General features: G+C 53.5%; 14 protein-coding genes. All 14 read right to left on the bottom strand.

Going from position 1 to position 13,051, the window contains the following annotated elements; genetic code table 11:
• Nucleotides 1-436: 436 nt before the first annotated feature.
• Nucleotides 437-1,261 carry an MIP/aquaporin family protein gene (locus tag ABK821_RS17795; RefSeq protein WP_138361232.1) on the bottom strand — a complete coding sequence of 275 codons (825 nt, stop codon included), beginning with the start codon at nt 1,259-1,261 and terminating at the stop codon, nt 437-439.
• A gap of 103 nt (nt 1,262-1,364) precedes the next feature.
• Nucleotides 1,365-2,282 (bottom strand): glycyl-radical enzyme activating protein, encoded by a 918-nt coding sequence (locus tag ABK821_RS17790; RefSeq protein WP_138361231.1) that lies wholly within the window; start codon nt 2,280-2,282, stop codon nt 1,365-1,367.
• Nucleotides 2,283-2,392: 110 nt separating this feature from the next.
• Nucleotides 2,393-4,942 (bottom strand): glycyl radical diol dehydratase GrpM, encoded by a 2,550-nt coding sequence (gene grpM / locus ABK821_RS17785; protein ID WP_138361230.1) that lies wholly within the window; start codon nt 4,940-4,942, stop codon nt 2,393-2,395.
• A gap of 79 nt (nt 4,943-5,021) precedes the next feature.
• Nucleotides 5,022-5,597: a DJ-1/PfpI family protein gene (locus tag ABK821_RS17780; RefSeq protein ID WP_138361229.1), complete on the bottom strand. Its 576-nt coding sequence runs from the start codon at nt 5,595-5,597 to the stop codon at nt 5,022-5,024.
• 10 nt (nt 5,598-5,607) lie between these two features.
• Nucleotides 5,608-5,907, bottom strand: coding sequence for a BMC domain-containing protein (locus tag ABK821_RS17775; RefSeq protein WP_138361228.1), 300 nt, complete (start codon nt 5,905-5,907; stop codon nt 5,608-5,610).
• Nucleotides 5,908-5,932: 25 nt separating this feature from the next.
• Nucleotides 5,933-7,441, bottom strand: coding sequence for an aldehyde dehydrogenase family protein (locus ABK821_RS17770; protein ID WP_142502103.1), 1,509 nt, complete (start codon nt 7,439-7,441; stop codon nt 5,933-5,935).
• Nucleotides 7,442-7,485: 44 nt separating this feature from the next.
• The gene (pduB, locus tag ABK821_RS17765; protein WP_138361226.1) at nt 7,486-8,271 is read right to left on the bottom strand and encodes a propanediol utilization microcompartment protein PduB; all 786 of its coding nucleotides are present in this window, start codon (nt 8,269-8,271) and stop codon (nt 7,486-7,488) included.
• Nucleotides 8,272-8,292: 21 nt separating this feature from the next.
• Nucleotides 8,293-8,574, bottom strand: coding sequence for a propanediol utilization system shell hexameric protein GrpH (grpH, locus tag ABK821_RS17760; protein ID WP_004863596.1), 282 nt, complete (start codon nt 8,572-8,574; stop codon nt 8,293-8,295).
• A gap of 195 nt (nt 8,575-8,769) precedes the next feature.
• Entirely contained in the window at nt 8,770-9,981 is a 1,212-nt protein-coding gene (tdcD, locus tag ABK821_RS17755; protein ID WP_343178482.1) for a propionate kinase, read from the bottom strand.
• Between the two features lie 33 nt (nt 9,982-10,014).
• Nucleotides 10,015-10,518, bottom strand: coding sequence for a heme-binding protein (locus ABK821_RS17750; RefSeq protein WP_343178481.1), 504 nt, complete (start codon nt 10,516-10,518; stop codon nt 10,015-10,017).
• A 20-nt stretch (nt 10,519-10,538) separates the two neighbouring features.
• Nucleotides 10,539-10,811: a EutN/CcmL family microcompartment protein gene (locus ABK821_RS17745; protein ID WP_138361223.1), complete on the bottom strand. Its 273-nt coding sequence runs from the start codon at nt 10,809-10,811 to the stop codon at nt 10,539-10,541.
• Nucleotides 10,793-11,539 carry a hypothetical protein gene (locus ABK821_RS17740; protein ID WP_138361222.1) on the bottom strand — a complete coding sequence of 249 codons (747 nt, stop codon included), beginning with the start codon at nt 11,537-11,539 and terminating at the stop codon, nt 10,793-10,795. The genes ABK821_RS17745 and ABK821_RS17740 overlap by 19 nt, the downstream gene beginning before the upstream one ends.
• 11 nt (nt 11,540-11,550) lie before the next feature.
• Entirely contained in the window at nt 11,551-12,369 is an 819-nt protein-coding gene (gene eutJ / locus ABK821_RS17735; protein ID WP_138361221.1) for an ethanolamine utilization protein EutJ, read from the bottom strand.
• The gene (pduL, locus tag ABK821_RS17730; protein ID WP_343178483.1) at nt 12,362-13,051 is read right to left on the bottom strand and encodes a phosphate propanoyltransferase; all 690 of its coding nucleotides are present in this window, start codon (nt 13,049-13,051) and stop codon (nt 12,362-12,364) included. The genes eutJ and pduL overlap by 8 nt, the downstream gene beginning before the upstream one ends.

Below are 13,051 nucleotides of genomic sequence, written 5' to 3'. Positions count from 1 at the left end.
AAACCTGGCGGGAACGCAGGCGCGCATCCAGGACTGGCCGCCAGGACGGCGGCCAGAGGGCGTGTCGAGACAAGGCCGTCGAGTCGCGCCCGGTCCGCCAGATGAAGCCGGAGTGGAGCGGACCGCGAAGCGGCAGGTTTCCAGCGCAATGCCGGGGGTCATGGGGGCGAGCGAAACGCCCCCATGCCGTTCACACGCAACGGACAGAAAAACTATCTGCGTATTCACAGTGAACGGAACAGCCCACTGAACCAGAATGTCAGAATGTGAGGAACCAGCACTGTTCTCACCGGGGGGATGAGAGGCCTGTTTTAGCTGTCATGCCCGTATTCCTGTCAGGTGGCGGCTGACGCCTTACCTGACCTACAAACCCCATAAATATAAGCCCTGCGCCACGGGTTCCGTTCACCGCTACCCCGCAGAGAATTTATTAGGATCAGACTGCGGTATTCTTCGCGATTTCCTCCCCTCTGGCTGCGGGCAGATTACGTCCGATGCCATAGCGATAAATGGCTGCGCCGAGAAGCCCGCCAATCACCGGGGCGATCAGAGGGACAAGGAAATAAGGAATTTCCCGGCCTCCCGTCATTGCAATCGATCCCCAGCCGTTCAGCCAGGTGAAAAGTTTCGGGCCAAAATCACGGGCAGGGTTCATGGCAAACCCGGTCAATGGCGCCGTTGCCGCGCCGATAACCGCAACCAGTAAACCAATCAATAATGGCGCCAGCGGGCCTTTAGGCACACCATTACCATCATCAGTCAACGCCATAATTAGCCCGATGAGCATCGAGGTAATCACAATTTCTACCAACGCGGCCAGCCAGACGCTAATACTCGGCGCCGGATAAGTCGAAAATATGCTGGCTAAGTACAGACTATCCTGACTTCCACGTACCATATGGTGGAGTTGTTCATAATCAGCAAACATATTGTGATACAGCAGATAAGTGAGCGCCGCGCCGCAAAACGCGCCGACCATCTGCGCCAGAATATAGGGCACAACTTTTTTTACATCAAAGTTAGCAAATACGCATAACGCAATAGTCACCGCCGGGTTAAGATGCGCACCGGATATCCCCGCCGTCAAATACACGGCAAGGGATATAGCCAGCCCCCATACGATACATATTTCCCAAAGGCCAAAGCTGGCGCCAGCCACTTTAGTCGCGCAAAGTACGCTGGTGCCGAAGAACATAAACAGTCCGGTACCGAGGAATTCGGCAATGCACTGCCCTTTTAACGTCTCAGTTGATTCACTCATAATATTTTCCTGTCTTAAGCGATATTATCGCCGTATATCGCTTAATGAATTGTGGGTACGAGAGGACAATTAAAATTAACCAGAATCATCTTTCTGCTACTGCTTAGCCGCCGATATGGCAGTGAAAACCCATTGACTCAACCACTTTTTTAAGACTGTCCATTTTTTCTTCCGAGTGCGCGGCGGCATCTCCCATTGGATAAATTCTGCCGAGCAAATTATATTTATTCTCGCCAAACGTATGATATGGCAGCAGATGAATAGTATCGACACCGGACATCAGGCGGGCAAATTCGGCAATGCTGCGAATCTCCTCCGGATTGTCGTTGACGCCAGGAATGACCGGTATGCGGACGATAACGTTGGTGATAAATGAAATTCGCAGTAGGTTTTCCAGAATTTGACTGTTATCTACTCCGGTATTCGCTTTATGTACCGCTGGATTTATCGCTTTAATATCGGTCAATGCCAGATCAATCCACGGAAAGACATCTTCGATCACCTCTTTGCGGGCAAACCCGGTAGTTTCTATTGCGGTATGCCAGCCTTTTTCTTTGCACGCCTTTAATAATTCACGGGCGAATTCCGGCTGCGCCAGCGGCTCGCCGCCCGATAACGTTACCCCGCCGCCGGAACGACGAAACAGATTCTCTTCCTTCTGCAATTCACGCATTACTTCACTCACCGTCATGCGTTTACCTTTCATCTCCAGCGCCTGGGTCGGACAAACGCGCGTACAATCACCGCACTGGATACAACGTTCGCGATCGATAAAAAAGGGGTTGCCGGGAGAGAGCGCCTTTTGCTTACAGGTAGCAATACATTTCCCGCACTGAATACAATCGCTCTTTTTATAAATTAGCTCAGGTTGCGGACGTTGCGATTCAGGATTACTGCACCATTTGCACGCCAGGGGGCAGCCTTTAAAAAAAGGGATTGTCCGGATGCCTGGGCCATCGTGCAGCGAATAGCGTTGAATATTGAATAAAACGCCCTCGGTATCGTATTCGACTCTATTCATAACATCACTCATCAAAAAAGCGACCACGCGGTAATAAACAGGCCAGCCGCTAAAATCGGGTCTGATAGCGGGCCATGCCTCCCGGCATGGCCCGGACAGGAGAGACAAAATCAGAAGTGCTGTTCGGTACGGCTGATAATGTCATCCTGAACTTCTTTGGCCAGCACCACGAACTGGGCGCTATAGCCGGCAACGCGAACGACAAGATCCTGATGCTGCTGCGGATTTTTCTGCGCCTCCACTAACGTATTGCGATCGATAACGTTGAACTGGACGTGCATCCCTTTCTTATCGAAGTAGTTGCGCACCAGTCCGCCAAAGTTACGCAGACCTTTCTCGCCGGCCAGCGACGACGGCAGGAACTTCTGGTTATAGAGCGTGCCGTTTGAGGCGATAAAGTGATCCAGCTTGGCCACGGAGTTGGCCGCAGCGGTTGGGCCAAGGGTATCTTTCCCCTGACGCGGCGATACGCCGTCCGCCAGCGGCTCTTTCGCCAGACGGCCATCCGGCAGCGCGCTGACGTCTTTACCAAACAGCACGTTAGCCGATACCGGGTAGATGCCGGCCTGGAAACGACCGCCGCGCGGGTTGGTGTATTTCTCCACTTCCTGGCAGTAAATCAATGCGCAGTTGCGGGCAACAAGGTCAACGTCGTCGATGTCGTTACCGAAACAAGGCGTGTTTTCCAGAATATGGCGGATCTCTTCATAACGCGCGTTGCCTGAAGCAGACTCGGCGCCAGCGCCGTTAGCGGAGAGCTGACGGTAGACTTCATTTTTAATCGCCGCCGGATTGAGGGAGCCGTGCTGATCGATAATCCGTTTGACCACCTCATAGATATCCTGCTCGCCCAGGGAAGATTTCTCCGCGGCGCTATGCGGGTTGCCGCCAACCGGATAACCGAAGTTAGCATCCAGCGCGCCTTTCAACTCCTGGAGAGTCATACGGCGATCTTCAAACACCTGCTTCTGAATGGCATAAACCGAGTCGCCAGTATCCGCGACGCCGAACGCCTGCGGGCCGGTAAAGTTATAGATTGCGCCACCTTCCTGCAGGGATTTACCGCGACCAATACAATCATCCACCAGCGCGGAAAGGAACGGCAGCGGGCAGCGTTCTCCATGGGCGATGTCAACGCTGTTACAGGCTTCGACTAACTGGTGAACAAAGTGCGCCATCTGTTTTTTGAAAGCGGTATAGAAGTCGTCCATGCAGGTGTACTGCGTCATCTCTCCGGTAACCGGACCGAGCTGTTTGTTACCGGCCCGCCCGTTGTTGAGGGTGATTTCCAGGACTTTAGCCACGTTGAAGAAAGCCGCATCGTGCCAGCCTTCCGTACGATGCGGCGCCTGCGGTTCCACGCAACCGATGATGCAATAGTCACGCGCATCATGCAGGGAGACGCCGCGGTTTTGCAACGCCGGAATAATCACCTCATCGTTATACATGGCGGGTACGCCAAGGCCCAGACGCACCAGTTCACAGGCGCGATAGAGGAACTCGTCCGGGGTGCCCTGCCAGACGCGGATAGAGAAAGAGGGTTGCGGCAAACGCACATGGGCGGTGGCTTCCATGCACATGTAGGTTAACGGGTTGGTCGCATCGCGACCATCTTCCGTTTGGCCACCTACGCACAAGTTCTGGAATACGGCATAACCGGCGAAGGCCTGAGCAGAGACTTCGTCGCGGGTTTTGTTGATATCGTTAAGTTTGATCCAGCAGCAGTCCACCAGTTCCTGAGCAAATTCATTGCTGATCGATTTGTCCGCGGCCAGATAGGGGTACATATACTGGTCAAAACGCCCCGGAGAAATCGAGTGACCACTGGACTCAATCTGCAGCATGCTCTGAATAAACCAGAATGTCTGACAGGCTTCCCAGAAGGTGGTCGCGCCATATTCCGGTACGCGGGTACAGTTTTGCGCAATTTGTTCCAGTTCACGCTGGCGGGTAGGATCGCGTTCTTCCCGTGCCAGACGGGACGCTTCCTGGGCGTAGCGATGCGCGAAATTGATCGCCGCCTGATAGCTCACGATGACGGCGTTATAGAACTGCTCTTTTTTAATGTAGTCCGGCGAGCTGCGGTCAAGATTTTCCAGCGCCCGGGTGACTTCATTGATAATACCGCGAAAACCGATTTTCAGTACCTTACCGTAGTCGACGCTGACATGGCCGACACCGCCGAAGAAATAGTTCCCCACGGTGAATACACCGCTGGCCATACTCTCTTTGGTCTCCTCAGACATATAAGAGGCGGCCAGCGAGCTGGTGGTTTTGCCCGGCCAGTATTGAAATGCCTGATGCAGCTCATCCGCGGTTTTCTTCGGAATAATGAACGGGTCAGCGACGCGGTGCTCCATGGTGTCGAACTCTTTCTCAACCCAGTCGTAGGAGAATTCAGGGCAGATCTCCGTGGAACGCGGATTAATGGTGACCGCACCGACAATTAATTCGTCCGGACGAATGGTGACGGGTAATTCATTGAATATCTTTTCAACGACTTTTGCGCGACGCATAATTGCAGGAAGATGTTCATTTTCTTTATACGCCTCAGTGGCCAGCACTGCACGCTCAGATTCCACATAGGGTTTAGCATGCAGAATCATATTTTTGAGTCTTACAACACGATCGGTCGGATGAGTAAAGCCTTTCTCTAACATACAATAACTCCCGAAATGATATTAGCGTGATTGATCAACCACACCTGAATTGTTTAATCTGACGGCAGAGCTGAATACACTAGTGAATAATGTTGGCACCTATTAAACTAATGAAATAACGTAATATTGCCGGGTGCGCCTTCCAGGTTGTGGCCGTCACCAGCTTTCCGTCCTGAACAGCTTCATCATCAGCTGCAGTAACCCAGCTCCCCCCGGCCATTTCAATCTCTGGTTTCAGGGTGAAATATCCCGTTAATTTTTTTCCTTTCAAAATACCGGCGGCCACCAGAATTTGCGGACCGTGACAGATTGCCGCAATGGGCAGTGAAAAATTATTCGCATAATGAATAATATTCAGTACCGATTTATTGAGGCGTAAATATTCTGGCGCACGACCGCCAACAATGTATACGCCGCCGTATTCTTGCATCCTGATTTCATCAAAGGAGGCAGTTAAGCGAAATAAATGCCCGGGTTTTTCGGTATAGGTTTGATCGCCTTCAAAATCATGAATTGCGGTCTTAATATATTCTCCCACGCGTTTCCCTGGGCAAACAACATCCACTCTGAAACCTAACATGCTTAATGCCTGCCATGGCACCATGACTTCATAGTCTTCAGAGAAATCGCCTGCGAGCATCAAAATTCTTTTCATAAGCGAACTCTCAGAATGTATTGTCATCATCTTCAATAACGCGCATGGCTTCATTCACTGCGGCGACTTCGCCGAATATGGCCAGCGTTGTGATATGTTGCGGGCAACTGCCAAAGATTTCCGATACCGCAACATGTGCGCTTTTACTGGCCTGATCGGCATAAAAGTACAAATCCGGTATTGGCAACATAATCAACCCGACCGCGTCAATACGAACCCTTTCCAGACGACTGCGTGACTCAGATGGCATTCGTCGTTTCAGCATGGCCAGCGTTTCTGGCGTCGGCGCGTTGATAATCCGTTTTTTCATCTCAGCGTTACCCGTCCTGCTTATATCAGCGAATATTCAGCGCTTCGACCATCACACACCGGCGGTTTCTGCTGAAGGTGCGCGCAGAGGTCAGCCCTTCCCCGGTCGGCCCGGCGATGGTAAATGTGGCATGACCTTCGCCGCCCACACCAATACCTGCGTATGACGGGCCGTTTTTCACGAAAATAGTGGTCTGGATCAGACGCGCCATTTTGGTGAGCTTCTCCACATTGGTGGAGTGCATCATGGCCGTATGGCGGTTACCGTGTTCCACTTTCACCGCCAGATCGATCGCTTCATCGACATTTTCGACCCGCACGACCGGCAGAATCGGCATCATCAGTTCATGTACGACGAAAGGATGATCACGCTCGGTTTCGATCAGAATCACTTTGATCTCTTCCGGTACGCTAATACCTATCTGCTGCAGAATATAGCGGGCATCTTTACCCACGAACGCCGTATTCGGCCCGGTGCCTTTTTCATTCAACACCCGCGACTGCAGCTGCTGAATAAGCTGCTTATCGCACAGCAGCCAGGCCCCGCTTTTCTTCATGCAATGGATAAGATAATCCGCCACCTCGTTGACAACGATGACCTCCTTTTCAGCCACGCAAGGCAGGTTATTATCAAAACTGCAGCCATTGATGATATCCCGGGCGGCCTTCTCGATATTGGCGGTTTCATCCACCACCGCAGGTGGGTTGCCAGCGCCAGCGCCAATCGCCTTTTTACCTGACGACATAACCGTTTTGACAATGCCCGGACCACCGGTTGCCACCAGCATATTGACCCGGGGATCGTTGATTAAGGCGTTAGTGTTATCAATCGAGGGCTGCGTTACCGTCACAACCAGATTGGCGGGCGCGCCAAGCCGTGCCAGCTGCTGGTTGATCAGGGCGACGCAATGCAGTGAAACGTTACGTGAACGCGGATGAGGACTAAAGACCACCGTATTACCCGCCGCCAGCATGCCGATGGCGTTATTAATAATGGTCTCCGTCGGGTTGGTAGTCGGCGTAATGGAACCAATAACACCGTAGGCTGAGTGTTCGGTCAGCGTCAGACCGCCGTCACCACTGAGCGCACCGGTTGACAGATCTTCAATGCCAGGGGTTTTTTGCGCGGCAACGCGGTTTTTCACCAGTTTGTCAGCATAATTGCCCATTCCGGTTTCTTCTACCGCCATTCTGGAAATCGCCTGCAACACATCATCCTGCAGAAAAAGCGTGCGAATTCCATCAACAAAACTGGCACGATCCTGCATGGAGCAGTGACGATATTGGATCTGTGCGTGCTGCGCGGCGCTAATCGCCTCATCCATTGTCGCGAAAGCGCCGTCGCCAGAGGTATTCTCCGCAGCAGGCGCCGTTGCCAAACGGTTCGCCAGTACGCTGGCGACAATCGCTTCAATACTGGCGCTATCGGCGACGGGCGCTGTAGCAGGCGTGCCGGAGGCCTGAGTTTCCGGCGTTGTTTTTGTGTACTTACTCAGTACGCGGGAAACGGCCTGAGTAATTTCAAGATCGTTCATGCTCTACTTTCCTTACTTCACTTCACACACGTTGCCGCCCGCCATCAAATGTACGGTGTTGTTGTCGATTTGATTGGCGCCGGATCCAGGGTGGACAGCAGTTGCATTCCAACATCTCTTGCTGCAATAACCGCCTGACGAACGGCACCCGAGTCACCGGCAAAAGTGAAAATCACTTCATTACTAAAGCTGGTGCCTTTCGCCGGGCTCGCATAACCCACAGGTTCAATCACCGCGGCTTTCGCCGCCGCATCGGCAACCACCACACCAATCGCCGCAGGGGAAGCGCAGGTCATGCCAAAGGATTTACCGATCGGTGCGCCGAAAGCCTTGTTAAGGGCATAGCTGGCGCGAGCGGTATACTGGAACTCAAGGTGGCCGGCCGGCGTACCATAGACATCACCCATTGTGCGTTCAATTTCCGCCAGAGCGACTTCAACCGCACGACGAACATCGGACACATCAGATGCACCGAAGATAATTAAGCAACCATGACCGCCGCCGCCTTCTGTATCACGCGCCAGCTCAATAGAAAGAATTTCGCTGTTGGTGGCTTTAATTGCCTCATCCGCAGCAAAAATATGCGGACCGGCACCAGTGCGTGCGCCAAGAATACCAATTGAGCGATATTTCTTGTCGATATTCATGGCTTCATGTAGTTGATGATCAACATTAGCAATAACCAGCCCGATGGTATGCCCTAACGCTGTACCGACAAATTCCGTTAAACTACAACCGGTAAAGCTGGCTGCTGTTTTGTTATTTGTCTGGGCGTCAGTCTGCTTATTCATTACTTCAGATATAATCTGTTCAACAAGATTATCTCTCATAGTCAGTATCCTCTGGCTTTATTAACTGACAGCTTTCGGCAGGATTTTTTCCACTTCAATATGCGGGCGCGGAATAACATGTACGGATACCAGTTCACCCACTTTCCCTGCCGCCGCGGAGCCCGCATCAGTCGCCGCTTTTACTGCCCCGACGTCGCCGCGGACCATAACAGTAACTAACCCGGAACCGATTTTTTCGTAACCAACCAGCGTTACGTTAGCAGATTTAACCATGGTATCTGCGGCTTCAATTGCCGATACCAGACCTTTTGTTTCAACCATACCTAATGCTTCTTGTTGCATAACGACCTCAATATTTCCAGGTAAGTGTAAAGTCAGTAATGAATTAACGCTGAAGGGAAATTCATATACCTAATAAATTCATGCACTATGATGTTATTGCACTAAAGACAAAATGTTTTGTTCGCCAGATAGACTTTCTTGCTATTCACTATTCCACTGGACAATAAAATCCTCCCCATCCGCAATAATGGCGACTCAGGCCGCGCCCTCAAATGAAGCTGAAAGCCCGGCGGCATCCTGTGCGATCATTTTTTCTTCATTGGTGGGGATCACTGCCACAACGGGAGAACCGGGGAGTGAAATAACGCCCTCACGGCCAGCAACAATCTGCGCATTTTTCGCCGTATCCAGACGTATACCAAAGATAGCCAGCCGCCGGGCCGTCAGTTCACGCACCAGCGCAGAGTTCTCGCCAATACCGCCGGTAAAAATAAGCGCATCAAAGCGGTGCAACGAGGCGAGGTGCGAGCCAAGATGGCGGGCAAGACGGTGAACCATGACATCAATAGCCAGCGTTGCGCGGGGATCGCCTTTGCTGCGTGCGTCCTGCAACGTACGGCAATCGCTGGAAAGACCGGACAACCCCAATAAACCTGAGTCGTTATTCGCCATTTTGTACAGTGATTCGATGGTCTGCCCTGTACAACGGGCGATATAGGCTGCCGCGCCCAAATCCAGGTCGCCGCAGCGCGTTCCCATCACCAGACCTTCAAGGGGCGTCATTCCCATTGAGGTATCCACGCTTTTCCCGTTTTTCACCGCGCATACCGACGAACCGTTGCCAAGATGCGCGATAAGAATGCCATGATCGTCGGGATCAAGATTTAATCGCGCCACGGCTTCCGCCGCGATAAAGCGATGCGATGTACCATGAAAACCATATCGTCGGACCTGATGTTGCTGTTGATACTCAAGCGGAATGGCGTAGGTATAGGCTTCTGGCGGCAGGGTCTGGTGGAATGCCGTGTCAAAGACGGCCACCTGGGGCAACTGCGGTAACAACGACAGGGTTGCCTCAATGCCAATCAGATTAGCCGGGTTATGCAACGGCGCCAAGGCCGAAAGCTCACGAATCCGCGCAATCACCGACGGTGTAAGCAGAACAGATTGTTTGAAATCTCTGCCGCCATGCGCCACGCGATGACCGATGGCGCATACGCGTTCAAGCATCCCCATATTATCGAGCCGGGAGAAAAGCGTTTTTAACGCACTGTTATGGGTGGATTCAGCAAGTCGCGCCGTGGTTTTCCCCCCTGCCGCATCTTTGAATGTGATGCAGGCGTCTGTCAGTCCAAGCTTTTCAGCCAGACCAGAGAGTAATGGCGTCTCCTCATCCAGTGGGATAAGCGAAAATTTTAGTGACGATGATCCACAGTTAATAACCAGAACCAATGATGCTAGCGACATGATAACCTCTGTCCGTATTTGTCTTTTCAAAAACTATCTATTGAAAGGCGTGAGTGGAAACCGTTCACGGCTGAAACGCGCGAGCGTCTCGCTGGCAATCGCAATATCTTCCTCAACGCTGCCGCCGCTGATGCCGATCGCCCCAAGCAGCACACCGTCTGACCAGCAGGGCAATCCGCCGCCAAAACAGCAGATGCCGGGTTCATTTTGCAAACCATACAGGCTGGCACCGGGTTGTACTTCGCCCGCAAGCTGATGCGTCGGTATTTTTAGCGCCACTGCTGTCCAGGCCTTTTGCCCGGCCAGCCGGTGGCTGACAAGCAGCGCGTTGTCCATGCTAAAGAAGTAGCGTTGCTGACCGCAGGCATCCACCAGACTGAAAACAATGGGAACATCGGTGGCGTCGGCGGCATCGCTGGCATATTGCGCCAGTCGCCTGGCGTCAGCGAGGCTCAGCGACATGCGCCGAACCGGCAATTGACGTGAAATCGCCTCATTAATGCGCTGTTCCAGGTCGCGGTTTTGCTCAATGCGCATGGCTTTTCCTCTCAGGACTCTCACTGACCATTCAGGTCGAGCGAATCGACGATACCGACGACCGCGGCATCAATAACGGAGTGCTCTTTGCTGGTACTCATGCGGGCAGAACTGCCCGTGGTCACAATCACCGTTTCCCCATTCCCTGCGCCGACAAAATCCACGGCCACCTGTGCCTTGCCCGTGGGCTGATAGTGCTCATCCAGACGGGCGACAATCAGCAATTTCGCGCCATTGAGCGAAGCGTGTTTGGTGGTTGAAACTAACGCGCCGGTTACCTTTGCCAGATACATGTATCCTCCTGGTGGTTCTGAACAACGACGAGACCGCGATCCCGGATTTCATCGCGGGCAGCGGGAGTGATTAGCGTATGGTTACCGATATACAGCGTCTGGCCCTTTGGGTACTGACGCACATCGCTAAGGGTTACCAGCCGCGGGTGATGACGCGTAGGTGACCTGTGTTTCCCGTGGGTGTGTTGATGGCCCATGACGGTGAAACCATATTCCACCAGCGTGCTGGCATAGTTCGCCAGACGCGCGCGGAACGCTTGCGGCAGCGTCTCATCGCGGCATTCGCCATTAAGCGTTACGATGACGGATTGATTCACGCTGAGCGCATGCCAGGCCCAGCGACAGACCAGGTTATCCCGAATACCGAGGGCGATTTTGCTTAAACTATTACTGGAGAGGGCCGGAAAATAGACGCCGGTGGCGGGGGTCTCTGCTGGTTGCGGGTCCCGGTTATCGCACACGACATCAATACCGCGCCGGGCCAGCGCGTCCAGGCAGGAGGATTGCAACGACGAGTGTCTGGCGCTCCAGGAGAATGTCATAACCAGTAAATAACCGCTACGATCCAGCGCCGCGAGGCACGCCAGCGTCGTGGGCAGTGTGGTGAGATCTTCCCCGCTGATCACCACGCGCATCACTCGGTTTCGCGATTGCAGGCGTTGTTTCCGCTGCATCAGGATGTCATCAATAATGGTATCCAGCAGGCGAGAGAGTCGTTGCGAGTCCATAGTTTTCCTTCTCAGCGGCTCAGCATCGCAATGCCAAGCGGGGTGACCAAAAGCGGCTGCGTGGCCTGAACAACCCGTTTGCCGGTAGATTTGCGAAAAACATCGGCAAACTGCGGAAAACTGCTTGCGCCCCCGACCAGATAGAGCGTTTCAACCGGATATTCCACCAGCCAGGTCGCCACCAGATGGGCCATTTTTTCCGCTACGGGACGCACCAGCGCGAAGACCTGCTCTTCATTTTCAGGTGATTTCTTCATCTCTTCCGCTTCAGCGAAAGTGATGCCCAGCGCGCCGGAAAGTACCAGCGTCATATGATTACCGCCGGTAGGCTCGTCGGCGCTAAAGATAACTTCGCCATTGCGCAGAATACTGATCCCGGTGGTGCCGCCACCGACATCGACAACCGCGCCGTCGCGGATGTTAAGCGCCCGCGCCGCCGCAACCGGTTCATCCACCACGTCCGTCACCTCGAAACCGGCCGCTTCCACCATATTGACGATCACTTTGGTATTGCCGGGAATGATGCCCGGCGGGATTGCGGTTGCCGCATGGGTTAGCGGCCTGCCGAGCCGTTCCTCCAGCGTCGCTTTCAGCCCGCTAACCACCCGACTGGCGGTCAGAAAATCCACCACCACTCCATCTTTGATCGCCCGCGAGGGATGACTGATGCCAGCAACTGGACGATCGTTTTCATCTACAACGATTATCGCGATATTGGCCGTACCGGGATCGACACCCACTTTCAGCCCCCCCTCACCGCGACGACATTCGCCACGGCTGACCAATTCCGCCAGTTCGTGTAAGCGCCGGGTTTCGGGGTTCTTAGCCATAACGGCATTCCGTCAGTACACGTTTTACGCAGTCGCCGTTACGTAAGCCGAAGCCATTGGCTTCTTCCACGTCGATATGCATTTCCAGCACGGCATCGGCGCTTACACGCACCACCACATGGCTGAGAATGCCGCCCCGGTGACCTTCAATGTGGACATCGATTTCCATACCGTCGCGCAGCCCATACTGCTCCGCCTCGGCTGGCGAAATATGAATATGCCGCCAGGCAACAATCGCCCCGCTCGGTTTGCTCACGCATCCCCGCGGGCCGATGATTTCAATGCCCGGAGAGTCCTGCAAATCGCCTGACATCCTGACGGGGGCTTTCACGCCGAGGGCAAAGCTATCGGATACGGAGATTTCAATCTGGGTGGCGCTGCGCAGTGGGCCAAGTACGCGTACCTTGCTTAATTCGCCTTTCGGGCCGCGCAGCGTGACCGTCTCTTCGGCGGCGTATTGTCCGGGCTGTTTTACCGCTTTCATGCGGGTGAGCGTTGAGCCGTAGCCAAACAGCGCGTCCATGTCTTCCCGGCTCAAATGCACATGGCGATTGGAAATGCCGACCGGGATTTCCAGCGTCCGCGGCGTACCTGTTTCATTGCTTGCTATCGCGCCGCGGGCCGCCAGTTCCCGAAGGATCTGCCGGGTAATCAATTCGGCTTGCAGCTGGTTATCATTCAT

Origin of the sequence: Klebsiella sp. KE9456 (assembly GCF_043832615.1) — a bacterium.
Lineage (GTDB): Bacteria > Pseudomonadota > Gammaproteobacteria > Enterobacterales > Enterobacteriaceae > Klebsiella > Klebsiella indica.
Note: the sequence above shows the minus strand (reverse complement) of the source record. Positions and strands in the feature narration are given on the sequence as shown.